This is a genomic window from Streptomyces sp. NPDC031474 (assembly GCF_055581185.1).
Genome location: NZ_JBVIJX010000012.1, coordinates 180,248 through 195,444, shown reverse-complemented (window position 1 = coordinate 195,444; position 15,197 = coordinate 180,248). Strand labels below are relative to the sequence as shown.

The 15,197-nt window shown below is 71.8% G+C and carries 14 protein-coding genes; 2 read left to right on the top strand and 12 right to left on the bottom strand.

Annotated features, from left to right (window positions below):
• The first annotated feature begins 20 nt into the window (after positions 1 to 20).
• On the top strand, positions 21 to 1,268 hold the full coding sequence (locus ACZ5SK_RS26295) for a lactonase family protein (RefSeq protein WP_334574819.1): 1,248 nt from the start codon (positions 21 to 23) through the stop codon (positions 1,266 to 1,268).
• On the opposite strand, the gene ACZ5SK_RS26290 is transcribed toward ACZ5SK_RS26295, so the two are convergent.
• Together ACZ5SK_RS26290 and ACZ5SK_RS26285 are read right to left on the bottom strand one after the other, a co-directional pair.
• Positions 1,236 to 1,958 carry a DUF2470 domain-containing protein gene (locus ACZ5SK_RS26290; protein ID WP_334574820.1) on the bottom strand — a complete coding sequence of 241 codons (723 nt, stop codon included), beginning with the start codon at positions 1,956 to 1,958 and terminating at the stop codon, positions 1,236 to 1,238. The genes ACZ5SK_RS26295 and ACZ5SK_RS26290 overlap by 33 nt on opposite strands.
• Positions 1,959 to 2,044: 86 nt before the next feature.
• Positions 2,045 to 2,659 carry a TetR/AcrR family transcriptional regulator gene (locus ACZ5SK_RS26285; protein ID WP_468576643.1) on the bottom strand — a complete coding sequence of 205 codons (615 nt, stop codon included), beginning with the start codon at positions 2,657 to 2,659 and terminating at the stop codon, positions 2,045 to 2,047.
• A 108-nt stretch (positions 2,660 to 2,767) separates the two neighbouring features.
• On the opposite strand from ACZ5SK_RS26285, the gene ACZ5SK_RS26280 reads away from it, so the two are divergent.
• Positions 2,768 to 4,381, top strand: a complete 1,614-nt coding sequence (locus ACZ5SK_RS26280; protein WP_468576642.1) for a cytochrome P450 — start codon at positions 2,768 to 2,770, stop codon at positions 4,379 to 4,381.
• Here the strand turns inward: ACZ5SK_RS26280 and ACZ5SK_RS26275 are convergent.
• The 10 genes from ACZ5SK_RS26275 to ACZ5SK_RS26230 form a co-directional block, all read right to left on the bottom strand.
• On the bottom strand, positions 4,343 to 5,173 hold the full coding sequence (locus ACZ5SK_RS26275; RefSeq protein WP_468576641.1) for a pentapeptide repeat-containing protein: 831 nt from the start codon (positions 5,171 to 5,173) through the stop codon (positions 4,343 to 4,345). The genes ACZ5SK_RS26280 and ACZ5SK_RS26275 overlap by 39 nt on opposite strands.
• A gap of 31 nt (positions 5,174 to 5,204) precedes the next feature.
• A complete protein-coding gene (locus tag ACZ5SK_RS26270; protein WP_361702876.1) occupies positions 5,205 to 5,957 on the bottom strand; it encodes a PIG-L deacetylase family protein in 753 nt (250 codons plus the stop codon).
• A gap of 64 nt (positions 5,958 to 6,021) precedes the next feature.
• Positions 6,022 to 7,323 carry an alpha/beta fold hydrolase gene (locus ACZ5SK_RS26265; protein WP_334574831.1) on the bottom strand — a complete coding sequence of 434 codons (1,302 nt, stop codon included), beginning with the start codon at positions 7,321 to 7,323 and terminating at the stop codon, positions 6,022 to 6,024.
• A gap of 127 nt (positions 7,324 to 7,450) precedes the next feature.
• On the bottom strand, positions 7,451 to 8,488 hold the full coding sequence (locus ACZ5SK_RS26260) for a LacI family DNA-binding transcriptional regulator (RefSeq protein WP_334574833.1): 1,038 nt from the start codon (positions 8,486 to 8,488) through the stop codon (positions 7,451 to 7,453).
• Between the two features lie 91 nt (positions 8,489 to 8,579).
• Complete coding sequence (locus ACZ5SK_RS26255; protein ID WP_457494080.1) at positions 8,580 to 10,004, bottom strand: BNR repeat-containing protein; 1,425 nt, start codon at positions 10,002 to 10,004, stop codon at positions 8,580 to 8,582.
• A 94-nt stretch (positions 10,005 to 10,098) separates the two neighbouring features.
• Positions 10,099 to 10,419: an L-rhamnose mutarotase gene (locus tag ACZ5SK_RS26250; RefSeq protein WP_079657971.1), complete on the bottom strand. Its 321-nt coding sequence runs from the start codon at positions 10,417 to 10,419 to the stop codon at positions 10,099 to 10,101.
• A 17-nt stretch (positions 10,420 to 10,436) separates the two neighbouring features.
• Positions 10,437 to 11,519 carry a rhamnose ABC transporter substrate-binding protein gene (rhaS, locus tag ACZ5SK_RS26245; RefSeq protein ID WP_334574837.1) on the bottom strand — a complete coding sequence of 361 codons (1,083 nt, stop codon included), beginning with the start codon at positions 11,517 to 11,519 and terminating at the stop codon, positions 10,437 to 10,439.
• A gap of 34 nt (positions 11,520 to 11,553) precedes the next feature.
• The gene (locus ACZ5SK_RS26240; protein ID WP_468576640.1) at positions 11,554 to 12,546 is read right to left on the bottom strand and encodes an ABC transporter permease; all 993 of its coding nucleotides are present in this window, start codon (positions 12,544 to 12,546) and stop codon (positions 11,554 to 11,556) included.
• Positions 12,539 to 13,609, bottom strand: a complete 1,071-nt coding sequence (locus ACZ5SK_RS26235; protein ID WP_334574839.1) for an ABC transporter permease — start codon at positions 13,607 to 13,609, stop codon at positions 12,539 to 12,541. The genes ACZ5SK_RS26240 and ACZ5SK_RS26235 overlap by 8 nt, the downstream gene beginning before the upstream one ends.
• The gene (locus tag ACZ5SK_RS26230; RefSeq protein ID WP_334574840.1) at positions 13,606 to 15,123 is read right to left on the bottom strand and encodes a sugar ABC transporter ATP-binding protein; all 1,518 of its coding nucleotides are present in this window, start codon (positions 15,121 to 15,123) and stop codon (positions 13,606 to 13,608) included. The genes ACZ5SK_RS26235 and ACZ5SK_RS26230 overlap by 4 nt, the downstream gene beginning before the upstream one ends.
• Positions 15,124 to 15,197 lie beyond the last annotated feature (74 nt).

Genomic DNA, 15,197 nt, shown 5'->3' with positions numbered 1-15,197 from the left:
CGACGACCTGAGGTGCGGGCATGAGCAGAGGGACGGACGCGGCCGACGGTCGCTGGAGCAGGCGACGCTTCGTCGGGGTGCTCGGCGGCGCGGCGGCGGCGTCGGCCCTGGCCGGGTGCGGCAGCGGCAGTGCCGGCGGCTCACCGGACGCCGAGCAGGCCCCGCAGGCCGCGCCGCCCCAGCAGCCGTCAGCGTCCGCCTCGACGGCGTCCACGCCGCAGGCCTCGCCGAGTCCCTCCGGCCCCCGGCCGCTCTACGTGGGTACCTACACCTCCGCCGAGGGTGGCGGGAAGGGCATCGGCGTCGCCTCGTACGACCCCGGCTCGGGGCGGATCACCGGCCGGGGCACGATCACCGGCGTCCCGGACCCGTCGTACCTCGCGGTGCACCCGAACGGCCGAACGCTCTACGCGGCGGACGAACGCGAGGCGGGCGCCGTGACGGCCGTCCGGCTGTCCGACGAGAAGGTGCTGGGCAGCCGGGCCACGGGCGGGGCGCACACCTGTCATGTGTCGGTGCATCCCAGCGGGCGTTGGCTGCTGAGCGCCGACTTCGGCTCGGGCAGTGTGGCCGTGCACCCGATCGACGCCTCGGGGGCGCTCGGCGACCGCACCGCCATGGACACGCACACCCGTCCGGCGCCCCGGCAGGGCCAACAGGGGCCGCACGCCCACCAGTTCATCACGGCTCCGGACGGCGGCCATGTTCTCGCCGTCGACTTCGGCACCGACACCGTGTACAGCTACCGCCTGAACGAGAAGGCGGGCACGCTCACGGAGGTCGCGCAGGCGCACACCCGGGCGGGCGCCGGTCCGCGCCATCTCACGTTCCATCCCGGCGGCCGGTACGCCTACCTCGCGAACGAGGCCGACGACACGGTCACGGTCTGCACATACGAAGCGTCCAGTGGCCGGCTGACGATCGGGAAGCCGCAGTCCACGGGCTCGAAGGCGGGCACCAACTACCCGGCGCAGCTGGCGGTCACGCGGGACGGCGCGTACGCCTTCCTCGCCAACCGCGGCGACAACAGCCTCGCGCGCTACGCCGTGGAGGCGGACGGGGCCCGGCTGCGGCTGCTTGGCACGGTGCCGGTGGACGGGGACTTCCCTCGACAGATCGCCCTCTCCCCGGACGGCGGCCTGCTCTTCGCCGCCAACCAGCGCTCCGGCACAGTCAGCGTGTTCCGGGTGGACGGCGCGAACGGTGGTCTGCGGCTCGCGGGTCAGCCGTTCGCGTCACCCGTCGCCGTCTGTGCGCTGCCGCTGTAGGGCGCGCGGGCAGGCGGCCGCGGCCTGGGTGAGCAGGACGTGCATGCGCTCGGTGAGCTGTGCGACGTCGTCGGCGGGCGCGTGGAAGGGCAGGCGGACGTCGCCGTGGGCGTGGGCGCGCTCGATGCGCAGCGTCAGTCCGTGCCGGTCGACGGCGAGCGGCTGGACGCGGACGGCGCCGTGCAGGCTGTCTCCTCGGACGAGCCGGGTGAGCCGCTCGACGGCGTCGGGGTGGGCGTCGGCGAGATGCGTGAGCAGCTGGGCCTCGGCGGTGGCGAGCGGGTCGGGGCGGGCCTGCGTGAACTCGTCGAGGGCGACGACGACCGCGCCGGTGGGCGGTTTCAGCACGACGCGGGTGGCGTGGAAGGCGAGGTGGTCGCCCTCCGGGGTGAACCAGCCGGCCAGCCAGAGCCGGGCGCGGATACGGCTTCGTACGGGAACGGGCGCCGGGTCGGCGAACTCCAGCACGGCGGACGGCTCGCCGCGGGGTGCGCAGATCGCCGCGGTGCGCAGGGCGCTGTCCTCGGGCGCCCGCAGGATCACCCGGCCGTCCTCGTCGACGGTGTGCGCGCCGACGAACTCCTCGCGTCCGCCGTGCGCGGTCACCGCGCAGGACCACGAGGTGGCGAGCACCGATCGGGCCTGCGCGGCGGCGGACGGCAGGGCCGCCCAGCTTTGGCTGTCACCCATCCCAAAACCTCCTCAGGTAAGCCTTGCCTAACCTATCGGAGATCCATGGCCGCACCAACCGCTGCCCCAAGGCTCCCTGTCCGAAGTCACCCCGGAGCCGACATGACCCCCAGCAGCGCCCGCGTGCACAGCTCGCGCACCTGATCCCGCGGCAGGTCCGGCCCGCGCAGCCACTCCAGACAGACCGCCGTGGTGAAGGCCAGCCAGCCGCGCACCGCCAGCCGCACGTCGGGCCGCTGCTCGAAGACCGGCCCGAACTCGGGGTCGGCGCCGAGGGCCGCCAGGATCTGGCGCTCCCGTGCCACCAGCGCCCGCTGATAGACCTTGCGCACCGCCTGGTCGCCGGCCGCGTCCGCACGATGGAAGGCGCGGTAGCCGTGGGCGTGGGTCTCCACGTACTCCAGGAAGGCGTCCAGACCCGCCGCGAGCTGTTCACGGACCGGGACGCCGGGGACCGCCGCCGTCATGCGCAGCATCCGCTCGCTCTCGCGCTCCACGACCGCCGCGAAGAAGTCCCGTTTGGTGGGGAAGTAGTGGTACAGCAGCCCACGCGAGACACCGGCGATCTCGGCGACCTGCTCGATCCACACCTCGTCGTAGGGGCTTTCCGAGAACAGCCGCGCACCGACCGACAGGAGTTGCTCCCGGCGTTCCCCGGTGCTCAGTCGACGCCGGGTGCGCTCCCCCTGGTTCGCGGCCATGCCCGCACCTTACTTGACGCCGGTTCAACAGCGGGACCAGACTGAGCCGCGTTATTGAACCCACGTACAACACGCTCAACGTGCCGCTGCATCAAGGGAGATCGCGTCATGGCGGAGACCACGGGGACGACGGAGACGGCGGGGACGACGGAGACGGCGGGGACGACCGGAACGACGGGGTCGGCCACCGGGGGCACGGCCGGAGCACTGCCGAAAGGATTCCGCGGCGCGGAGCTCGGCTGGCCCGAGCTGGAGCGCATTCCGCATCCGCCGCGCCGGCTCCCGCTGCTCGGCGACGTCCTCGGCGCGAGCCGGCGCACGCCCCTTCAGGACTCCATGCGCTACGCCGGGCAGCTCGGGCCGATCTACCGGCGCAAGGCGTTCGGCCGGGAGTTCGTTTTCGTGTGGGGCGCGAAGCTCGCCGCCGACATGGCGGACGAGACGCGGTTCGCCAAGCACGTGGGGCTGGGCATAGCCAACCTGCGGCCCGTCGTCGGGGACGCCCTGTTCACGGCGTACAACCACGAGCCGAACTGGCAGCTCGCGCACGACGTGCTGGCCCCGGGGTTCAGCCGGGAGGCCATGGCGGCCTACCACCCGATGATGCTGGACGTGGCGGAGCGGCTCACCGGCCACTGGGACCGGGAACTGGCCGCGGGCCGGGCGGTGGACGTGCCCGGGGACATGACCAAGCTGACCCTGGAGACGATCTCACGCACCGGCTTCGGGCACGATTTCGGCTCCTTCGAGCGCACCCGGCCGCACCCCTTCGTGACGGCGATGGTGGGCACCCTCAGCTACGCGCAGCGCCTCAACACCGTGCCCTCCCCCGCGCTGCTGCGGCGGGCCACGCGCCGCAACGAGGCCGACATCGCCTACCTCGACCGCACGGTCGACGACCTGGTGCGGGCGCGCCGCGAGCAGGGCGGCGGGGACGGCGACCTGCTCGACCGGATGCTCGACACCGCCCACCCCGAGACGGGCGAACGGCTGTCGGCGCAGAACGTGCGGCGGCAGGTCATCACCTTCCTGGTCGCCGGCCACGAGACCACCTCGGGCGCGCTCTCCTTCGCCCTGCACTACCTCTCGCTCCACCCGGAGATCGCGGCCCGCGCCCGCGCCGAGGTGGACCAGGTGTGGGGGGACGCGGCGGTGCCCCGGTACGACCAGGTGGCCAGGCTGCGGTACGTCCGCCGGGTCCTCGACGAGGCGCTGCGGCTGTGGCCGACGGCGCCCGCCTTCGCCCGGGAGGCCCGCACCGACACCGTCCTGGGCGGGGAGCATCCGATGCGGCGGGGCGGCTGGGCGCTGGTGCTCACGGCGATGCTGCACCGTGACCCCGAGGTGTGGGGGCCTGACGCCGAACGGTTCGACCCGGACCGCTTCGACGCGGCGGCCGTACGCGCCCGCGCCCCGCACACCTTCAAGCCGTTCGGCACCGGGGCACGGGCCTGCATCGGACGGCAGTTCGCGCTGCACGAGGCCACGCTGGTACTCGGCCTGCTGCTGCGCCGCTATGAGCTGCGGCCCGACCCGGCGTACCGGCTGCGCGTCACGGAACGGCTGACGCTGATGCCGGACGGGCTGCGTCTGCACCTGGAGCGGCGTACTCCGCCGCCGGGCGGCCCGGCGGCGGGTGAGGGGAGCGGGGCGGCCGGCGAGGAGAGCGGGGCAGCGGCGCCCTCAGAGGCCCGCTGTCCAGTGCGCGGGGCGGGTGACTGACTCCGGCAGCTTCGTGCCCGCGCTCCCCCGGGCCGCGTTCAGCTGCGGCTGGGTCAGGAAGAACGCGCCGGTCAGATCGGCGTCCGTCAGGTCGGTGTCACGCAGGTCGGCGCCGATCAGGTCCGCTCGACGCAGGTCCGCGCCGGTGAGGTCGGCGGCGATCAGACAGGCGCCGCGCAGGTTCGCGCCGCGCAGGTCGGCGCCCTTGAGCCGGGCGCCCATCAGATCGGCGCCCCGGCGCTCCTTCTTACGGCCGCCGGTCCCGGCCCTGACCAGCTCGCTGGTCTTCAGGAGCAGCACATTGACGTCCTGGCGGTGCGCCGGCACGTCGAGCACGATCAGCTGGTCCGGGGTGAGAGCGGTGAGTTCCTCGGTCTTCGCCAGGGCCCGGCGAAGTTCGGCGTGGACCGGGCGGGCCGCAGGAAGGGCGAGCGCCTCGGTGACGTACCACAGGAGTTCGTGGAGCTGCCGGACGACCGGGAACACCTCGGACATGCGGCGGGCCTCCGCGCGCGGGGCCGTACGAGGGTCCCGGCCGCCGAAGGTGACCTGCGAGACCTTCTGCCCGGCGCCGAAGCAGTCGTAGACCGTGCAGCCGGTGAAGCCCTTCTGGCGCAGCCGGGCGTGGATGCCGCAGCGGTGGTCCTCGCCCAGGTTGGGGCAGGCCTTGCCGGCGGGCTTGTCGATCGCGAAGTCCGCGGAGCGGGCGAAGGGCAGGGCCACACAGCACAGGCCGAAGCAGTTCTCGCAGTCGCCGTGCAGGGTGTTCCGGTCCACCGTCGTCTCTTGCATGCCCTCCACCCTACTGACCTGCGGCACCGCCCTACCGACTGAACAGTTCGAACGCCACGGCCGGTCGCCCGCCGAACCGCTCGCCCACGGACTGGGCCACCCCGGTCAGGAACCGCCGTGCGTACGCTTCCGGCTCCTCGTCGGTCAACGCCTCGATGTACGTGCGGTGTTCGAGGAGCGAGCCGACCGCCCGCTCCAGTCCCGCCGACGCGTCCACGGCGTGGGTGGGCGTCACGGAGCCGGCCACGGCGACCCAGCGCACGCCGTCGAACGGCTCAAGGCCCTGCTCGATGAGTTCCGGGAAGATCCAGCGGTTGCCGGCGTCCCCGGCCGCGTCCAGGGTGGCGCGGCCGACGGCGACGTGGTCGGGGGTGTTCCAGGCGACCCCGCCCCAGGTGTCACGGTGGTTGAGGGTGATGACCAGTTCGGGACGGTGTCTGCGGATCGCGGCGGCGATGTCCCGGCGCAGGGCGAGCCCGTACTCGATGACGCCGTCCCGGTGGCCGAGGAACTCGACCGTCGACACGCCCACCACGGCCGCGCTCGCCTGCTGCTCCCGCTCGCGCAGCGGGGCGCACTCGGCGGGAGCGAGGGTGGCGATGCCCGCCTCACCGCGGGTGGCCAGGACGTAGGCGACCTCGCGGCCGGCGTCGGTCCAGGCGGCGACCGCCGCGGAGCACCCGTACTCCAGGTCGTCCGGGTGGGCCACCACGGCCAGGGCACGCCGCCAGTCCTCGGGCATGGGCTCGAGCTGGGCGAGCTGGGCGGTCGTCGGCTCGGTCATCTCGGCAGACTAGCCGGTGCCCGTGACAGTGACGGGGAAGGTGGCAGTGGCGGTGACGCCGGCGTCACGCCTCGTCTCGGGTGAGGGCGAGCAGGCGGTCCAGGACACGGGGGCCGCCGGCCCGGACGCCGTCGTGCTCGAACTCGTCGGTGACCCAGGTGCGCAGGCCGCGGACGGCGCGGGCGGTGCTCAGCGAGTGGGCGGTGTCGACGTACAGGTCGTCGTGGTAGATCGCGGCCGCGACCGGGACCTCGTTGGCGGCGAGGCGGGCCGGGTCGTACAGGGGCCGCCAGTCGGTGCGGGCGGCGAGGAGTTCGGCGGTCTCGCGCAGCGGGCGCAGCGCGGGGTCGGCGTCGAACATCCAGGGGTGGACGGTCTCGCCGGTGAGCAGCAGCGGTCCGTCGCCGGCGAGGGTCTTCGCCGCGTCGAACTGCGGGAACTCGGCGCGCACCCGGTCGGCGGCCCAGGCGGTGGGGCGGGCGTCCTGGCCGTAGATGGCCTCGTGGACGAGGGCGTAGAGGGGGTGTCCGGCGTAGGACAGGAGGCTCTGGATCTCCTCCTGGAAGGCGTCGGACAGCTCCGGGCCCTGCGGGGTGGGGACGAAGGCGTCCTCGAGGAGGTGGTGCAGGCGGTGGCTGCCCTCGCTGCCGCCGAGAAGGATGCCGACCGTCTGGAAGGCCTCGACGGTGAGCCGGTAGCCGGCCGGGAGCGTCACCTCGTGGTGCAGGAGGTGGTCGGCGATGCGGCGGACGCGTTCGACGTCCTGCGGGTAGCGCGTGTAGTGCGCGGCGACCTTGCGCTCCATGCGCGGGTAGGCGGCGCGGTAGACGTCGTCGGCGTGGGCGTCGAGGGAGGGCAGGCCGCCGGTGATGACGGCGGCGGCGAGGCCCTCGGGGGCGAGGGAGAGATAGGTGACCGTGCAGAAGCCGCCGAAGCTCTGGCCGAGGACGGTCCACGGGGCGCCGCCGGTGACCTCGCGACGGATCAGCTCGCAGTCGCGGACGATGGAGTCGGCGCGGAAGTGCGTGAGGTAGTCGGCCTGTGCGGCCGGTCCGCCGCGCAGCGGGAGCGTCTGGCGGTTGGCGGGGGTGGAATGGCCGGTGCCGCGCTGGTCGAGGAGGAGGACCCGGTACTCCTTCAGCGCGCGGCCGAGCCAGGCCGGTTTGCCGACGAACCGGTTGGCGCCGAAGCCGGGGCCGCCCTGGAGGTAGACCAGCCAGGGCAGGTCCTTCTCCGCCTTGTCGCTCGCGACGACCTCGCGGGCGTAGAGCCCGATCGTCTCCCCGGCCGGGTCGGCGTGGTCGAGGGGCACGGTGAAGCGGCGGTCGGTGAGGACGACGCCGGGCTGGCGGTAGCTGACGGACAACAGGGGCTCCCGGGGCGATCGGTGAAGCGGACCGCGTCCCAGTTCAGCACATGTCCGGGCGGCTCCGAAGTCCGGGGGATCATGACTCCTGCCGATCGGGCGCGCCGCGCGGGTACTGAACCGCCGCTCAGCGCGCCGAAAGGCTGGACCGGCGCACCACCAGTTCCGGCTGGAGGACGACCCGCCGGTGTTCGTGCCGTCCGGTGTGCGCTCCCCTCTCCTCGCTCTCCTCGGTCTCCTCCAGCAGCATCTCCGCGGCGAGGGCGCCCATGGTGACGGCGGGCTGGCGCACGGAGGTGAGGGGGACGGCTGCCGCGGCGGCGAACTCGATGTCGTCGTAGCCGACGATGGCGAGGTCGTCGGGGACGCCGACGCCGGCCGCGTACATGGCCTGCAGGACGCCGAGGGCGAGCAGGTCGTTGGCGCAGAACACGGCGGTCGGCCGGACCGCGAGGCCGAGCAGCCGGGCGCCCGCGTCCCGGCCGGCGGCGACGTCGAGGCGTTCGGTGGGCAGCTCGCGCAGGTGCTCGGGGCCGAGGCCCGCCTCGGCGAGCGCGTTCAGCGCGCCGGTGCGGCGGTCGCGGACCTGGGTGAAGCCGGGCGGGCCGCTGACGTAGGCGATGGAGCGGTGTCCGGCGTCGATGAGATGCCGGACGGCGAGCGCGCCGCCCGCCACGTCGTCCACCGACACCGAGCACTCGGTGGTGCCCTCGGAGACCCGGTCGACGAGCACGAACGGGATGCCGTGCCGGCGGAAGGACTCGATGTTGCGGCCGGTGGCGTCGGCCGGGGTGAGCAGCACGCCCCGCACCCGCTGCTCGGCGAAGAGCGACAGGTACTCGGCCTCCTCGCCGGCGCTCTCGGCGCTGTTGCAGACCATCACGCCGAGCCCGGCGTCCCGTGCGGCCCGCTCGGCGCCGCGGGCGACGTCCACGAAGAAGGGGTTGCCCATGTCGAGGACGAGCAGCCCCATGATCCGGCTGCGGCCCGCGCGCAGTTGGCGGGCCGACTCGCTGCGGACGTAGCCGAGCCGGTCTATCGCCGAGAGCACCCGGGCGCGGGTCTCGGTGGCGACGGTGTCCGGGCGGTTGATGACGTTGGACACCGTGCCGACAGAGACTCCGGCGGCACGGGCGACGTCCTTGATTCCCACCGAATGGGCCATCAGGCGGGGACCTCCAGGTGAACGGGGCACGGCGGGACGGCCTTCACATTACCGTCAGGCCGCCGCGCCCCTGTCCTTGTCTGTGTGCGGGTCATGCGGGCAGGGCGAAGTCGATGACGTGGAGCGCCGAGGGGGTCGTCCCGCTCGACTTCTCCTGGTACATGAACGACAGCGTGTTGTCGGCCTTGACCCGCAGTTCGTCGATCACGACCTCGCCGAAGGCGTTCAGGCCGCTGCCGTCGAACAGCACCGTCCAGTCCGTGTAGCCGGAGGACTTCGAGGCGCCGGCTATCCGCCCGAAGGGGAAGATCGCGTACGCGTTGTCGTACTTGTCCAGGACAAGCTTGGTGCGCTGGCTGGAGCCGAGGACGACGGGGATCTCCGTCTTCTGCCAGCTGCCGGAGGAGTTCTTGCGCAGATGGAAGGCGCGGCCGTTGGCGGTGCGGTCGCTGACGTAGTTCGTGGTGCACTGACCGAAGCGGCCGGGCACATAGCTGATGACGGCGTGCGGGAGGCCTGTGGAGTCGGTGGTCTGGCTCTCCTGGTTCATCAGGGAGTGGTCGGGGTTGAGGGGGTCGACGACCAGACCGGAGTCGGTGACGGCGACCGTGTCGGAGGTGCCGGTGGTGCCGACGAGCGTGCCCGCGTTGTTGCGCCAGGTGCGGCCGCGGTCGGTGGAGTAGACGTAGCCGGTGTCGTGGTTGGTGATGCCGCCGCTGGAGCACATCACGGCGCCGTTCTGCTCACGCCAGGTGAAGAAGGAGTGCAGCCGGCCGTTGACGTCGTAGTCGATGCCGTGCAGGTACATGTTGCGGGCCGTGCTGGAGCCGTGCTCGCTGGTGTAGGTGCCGGTGGAGCTGGACCATTCGCCGAGGTTCGTCCACGTCGAACCGTCGTACTCGGCGAGGGCGTTGCGGCCGTTGCCGGAGATGCCGACCCGGTAGCTGAGCTGGAGCTTGCCCTCGGGCGTGGAGACGAACTGCGGGTAGGTGAACTGCGAGGTGAGGGCGAGGCCGTCGAGGGTGGTCTGCACGGCGCCGAAGACGGAGGACGTCCAGGAGGTGGTCGCCGGGTTGTCGAGGAGTCCGGCTGTCGACTTCACGTAGAAGAAGCCGTCGCTGTGGGAGTCCATGTTGAGGTGGAGCCGGCCGTCGGCCTTGGAGACGCCCATGGAGATGACGTTGTGGGAGTCGCTGGTCTTGAGGACGTGGGAGAGGGTCACGGTCGACCAGGTGCTGCCGCCGAGGACGCGGCGGGCGACGACCGCGTTGCCGGTGGAGGTGTACCAGGTGGCGTACTGGTAGCCCTTGTAGGTCAGCAGGCCGTTCTTCTGGAACGAGTTGTTGTTGACCAGGCCGTCGTAGGAGACGAAGAAGATGGCCGTCGCGTCGAGCTGGGTGGTGGTCTTCCTGGTGACCGAGGGGCCTGGGTCGGCGGCGCGTGCGGTGCCGGCGGCGAGGACGGGGGAAGCCGCGGCGCTGAGGAGGGCGCCGGCCAGCAGGGTGCGTCGTCTCATCTCGGGGGACTCCGTTGTCGTGCGAGAGCAGAAGGGCGAGGGAGCGGGGAAGGGGGGCGGGGAAGGGCGGCGGGGAGGGGGACGGCAGGAGGTGTCAGGCGAGGTGGAAGACTTCGGTGAGCGGCTTCATGGCCTCGTCGGGGCGGGCGCCGTCCAGCGACTCGAAGAACGGCGCCATCTCCGCCTGCCAGCGGGCGTTGACCTCGGCGGCCTCCATGCCGGCCTGGGCGGCCGCGAAGTCCTCGGTCTCCAGGTAACCGACGAGCAGGCCGTCGTCTCTCAGGAAGAGTGAGTAGTTGTGCCAGCCGGTGGCCGAGAGAGCGTCCAGCATCTCCGGCCACACGGCGGCATGGCGTTCGCGGTACTCGGCGAGCCGGTCCTGACGGACCTTGAGCAGGAAACAGACGCGCTGCATGAAGTACCGCTCCCGGCTCAGAAGTTGAACTGGTCGATGTTCTTGGCGTCGAACACGGTCGGCTTGCCGAGGCTGATCACGCCGTCCTTGCCGATGGTGTACGTGGTGCCGCCGGCCTTGAAGGTCTCGCCCTCCTTGCCGGTGATCTGGCCGGAGGCCAGCGCCACCGCGGTCTGCGCGGCCAGCGCGCCGAGCTTCGAGGGGTCCCACAGCTCGAAGGCGTCGACGGTGCCGTTCTTGACGTAGGTGCGCATGTCGTTCGGGGTGCCGAGGCCGGTCAGCTTGACCTTGCCCTTGTACTTGGAGCCCGACAGGTACTGCGCGGCCGCCTTGATGCCGACGGTGGTCGGGGAGATGATCCCCTTCAGGTTCGGGTACTGCTGGAGCAGGCCCTGGGTCTGCTGGAAGGACTGCTGGGCGTCGTCGTTGCCGTACGCGACCTTGACGAGCTTGATGTCCTTGTACTTCGGGTCCGCCAGCTCCTTCTTCATGAAGTCGATCCAGACGTTCTGGTTCGTCGCGGTCTGCGCGGCCGACAGGATCGCGATCTCGCCCTTGTAGCCGATCTGCTGGGCGAGCAGCTGCACCTCGGTGCGGCCCAGGTCCTCGGCGGAGGCCTGCGAGACGAAGGCGTTACGGCACTCGGGGTTGGTGTCCGAGTCGTAGGTGACGACCTTGATCTTGTTGCTCATGGCCTGCTTCAGCGCGGTGCACAGGGCGCCCGGGTCCTGCGCGGACACGGCGATCCCGTCGACCTGCTGCTGGGTGAGGGTGTTGACGTACGACACCTGCCCCGAGGTGTCGGTCGCGCTGGACGGGCCGACCTCCTTGTAGCTGGAGCCGAGCTCCTTCAGGGCCGCCTCGCCGCCCTTGTCGGCGGAGGTGAAGTACGGGTTGTTGACCTGCTTCGGCAGGAAGCCGACCGTCAGGCCCTTCTTGGTGGCCGCGTTCGGGTCGGCCTTGCCGCCGGAGGCGGCGGCGCCGGTGCTCTCGTTCTTCACGTCCTCCTTGGTGGTGCCGCCGCAGGCGGTCACGGCGAGGGCGAGGGAGGAGACGGCGGCGACGGCCGCGCAGGCACGACGGAGAGATGACTTGCGCATGGTGGTGTGGGTCCTTTACGAGGAGGGCTGTTTCTCAAGCCGTCGAGGTCGAGGCGGCGGCTCTACGGCCTGCCCTCGCGACGGAGATCTGCCGTGCGACCCGGGGGCCGAGCACGGAGACGACGAGCAGGACGCCGGTGACGACGATCTGCGACTGTGCGGAGACGTCCTTCAGGCTCATCACGTTCTGCGCCGCGCCGAGCAGGAAGACTCCCGCGATCGCGCCGCCGAGCGTGCCCTTTCCTCCGTCGAAGTCGATGCCGCCGAGGAGGACGGCCGCGATGACGGAGAGTTCGAGGCCGGTGGCGTTGTCGTAGCGGGCGCTGGCGTAGTGCAGGGCCCAGAAGATGCCGGTGAGGGAGGCCATCAGACCGGTCACCGTGAACAGGATCAGCTTCTGTCGCTTGACCCGGATGCCGGCGAACCGGGCTGCCTCCTCGCTGGCGCCGATCGCGAAGAGCGAGCGGCCGAACGGGGTGGCGTGCAGGACGACCACCGCGATCGCGAGCAGGACGACGAAGGGCAGGAAGGCCTGCGGGAGGAAGCTGTCCCCGACGCGTCCGGCCGCGAAGTCGAGGTACTGCGTGGGGAAGTCGGTGACCGCGTCGGAGCCGAGCACGATCTGCGCGATGCCCCGGTAGGCGGCCAGCGTGCCGATGGTGACGGCCAGGGACGGCAGCCCGAGCCGGGTGACGAGCAGGCCGTTGACGAGCCCGCAGACCACGCCCAGCAGCAGGCAGATGGGGATGATCGCCTCGATGGTGAGGCCCTGGTTCCACAGGGCGCCCATCACCGCGCCGGACAGGCCGGCCGTGGAGGCGACCGACAGGTCGATCTCCCGGGACACCACCAGCAGCGTCATCGGCAGGGCGATCAGCGCGATCGGGAGGGTGTTGCCGATCAGGAACGACAGGTTCAGCGCGTTGCCGAATCCGTCCACGGTGGTGAAGGAGAACAGCAGCAGGACGATCAGGAGGGCCCCGACGACGGTGTCCCAGCGGATCGCTCGGTTGAGGGACTCAGGCACGAGCCTCCCCCTTCTCTACGGCCGGCTTGACGGACGCCGACTTCTTCTTCAGCGCGGACGCCACCCGCAGGGCGACGACCCGGTCGACCGCGATGGCCAGCAGGAGCAGGACGCCGTTGATGGCCAGCACCCAGACCGAGCTGACGCCCAGGGCGGGCAGCACGCTGTTGATGGACGTCAGCAGCAGCGCGCCGAGTGCGGCGCCGTAGACGCTGCCGGAGCCGCCGGTGAAGACGACGCCGCCGACCACGACCGCGCTGACGACGGTGAGTTCGTAGCCGTTGCCCGTGCTGGAGTCGACGTTGCCGAACCGGGCCAGGTACATGGCGCCCGCGAGGCCGGCGAGGCCGCCGCAGAAGGTGTACGCGGCGAGGATGCGCTTGCGGACCGGGATGCCGGCGAGCCTGGCGGCCTCGGGGTTGGAGCCGAGGGCGTACAGCTCGCGCCCGCTGCCGAAGTGCTTGAGGTAGTAGGCGGTGGCGATCAGGACGGCCAGCGCGATGAGCGCGAGATACGGGACGGCGGACAGGCCGCCGGAGCCGAAGTCCACGAAGCCGCCAGGGAGGTCGGCCGCGGTGATCTGACGGGAGCCGACCCAGATGGAGTCGATGCCCCGGATGATGTACAGCGTGCCGAGGGTGACGACGAGCGCGGGCACCTGACCGAGGCTGACGAGCAGGCCGTTCAGCAGGCCGAAGCCGATGCCGAGCAGCACGGCCAGCACGATCGCGATCACCGGGTTGCCGCCACCGTGCAGATAGGTGCCGGCCGCGAAGGCGCTGATGCCGAGGGTGGAGCCGACCGACAGGTCGACGTTGCGGGTGATGACGACCAGGGACTGGCCGGTGGCGACCAGGACCAGGATCGTCGCGTTCAGCAGCAGGTCCTTGATGCCCTGCTCGGACAGGAACTCGCTGTTGCCCGCCTGGGTGATGGCGATCATCGCCAGGAAGACGACCAGGATGGCCAGTTCGCGCATCTTGAAGACGCGGTCGACGAGCCGGGTGCCGCCCGACTTGGGCGCCTCGGCGACGGGGGCCTCGTGGGAGGTGGTCACCGTCATGCGGCGGCCCTCCCGGTGGCTGCGGCCATCACGGTTTCCTCGGTGGCGTCGGAACGGGGGATCTCGGCGGTCAGGCGCCCCTCGTGCATCACCAGCACGCGGTCGGCCATGCCGAGGATCTCGGGCAGGTCGGAGGAGATCATCAGGACGGCGACGCCGTCGGCGGCCAGCTCGCTGAGCAGCCGGTGCACCTCGGCCTTGGTACCGACGTCGATGCCGCGGGTCGGCTCGTCGACGATGAGCACCTTGGGGCTGGTGGCCAGCCACTTCGCGAGGACGACCTTCTGCTGGTTGCCGCCGGAGAGCGTGTTGACGGTGTCGGCGATCCGGGCGTACTTCACCTGGAGCTTGACCGCCCAGTCGAGGGAGCGGCTGCGCTCGGCGCCGCGGTCCATCAGGCCGGCCCTGACGGTCGTCCGCAGGCCGGTGAGGCCGATGTTGCGCTCGATGGACATGTCCATCACCAGGCCCTGGGCGCGCCGGTCCTCCGGGACCAGGGCCAGGCCCGCGGACATCGCGGTGGAGGGGGCTCCGTTGGTGAGCGGACGGCCGTCCACCAAGACCTCGCCGCCGTCCCAGCGGTCGATGCCGAACACCGCCCGGGCCACCTCCGTGCGCCCCGCGCCGACGAGTCCGGCCAGGCCGACGATCTCGCCGCGCCGGACCTCGAAGGAGACGTCGGTGAAGACACCCTCACGGGTGAGGCGGCGGACGCTGAGGGCGACTTCGCCCGGCGTGACGTCCTGCTTCGGGTAGAGCTCGTCGAGGTCGCGGCCGACCATGCGGCGGACCAGGTCGTCCTCGGCCATGCCCTCGATCGGCTCGCTCGCGATCCAGGCGCCGTCGCGCAGGGTGGTCACCCGCTGGCAGATCTCGAAGATCTCCTCGAGGCGGTGGGAGATGAAGAGCACGGCCGCGCCCTGTTCGCGCAGGGTGCGCACGACTCCGAAGAGGCGGGCGACCTCGCTGCCGGTGAGGGCGGCGGTCGGCTCGTCCATGATCAGGACGCGTGCGTCGAACGAGAGCGCCTTGGCGATCTCGACGATCTGCTGGTCGGCGATGGACAGGCCGCGCGCGGGTCGGTCCGGGTCGAGGTCGACGCCGAGGCGCTTCATCAGCGCGGCGGTGGCCGCGTGGGTCGCCTTGTGGTCGATCCGGCCCAGGGCCCGCCGGGGCTGGCGGCCCATGAAGATGTTCTCGGCGATCGAGAGGTCGGGGAAGAGCGTGGGCTCCTGGTAGATCACGGCGATGCCGGCGTCGCGGGCGTCGCCGGGACCATGGAAGACGACGGGCTCACCGTCGAGCAGCACCCGACCCGCGTCGGGCCGGTGCACCCCCGCGAGGGTCTTGATGAGGGTCGACTTGCCCGCGCCGTTCTCGCCGGCGAGTGCGTGCACCTCGCCGGGGAACAGCTCCAGGGAGACGCCCCGCAGGGCGCGTACGGCGCCGAAGGACTTGGCTACGTCCCTCAGCGCGAGCACCGGGGCCGGTCCCGTGTCGGACGGGTGGGTCATGGGTGGCTCCTCGACGACGTCCGCGAACCGTTCCCACCGAGAGCCGGAGGGGCCGTCACGACGTCGTGAAAGGT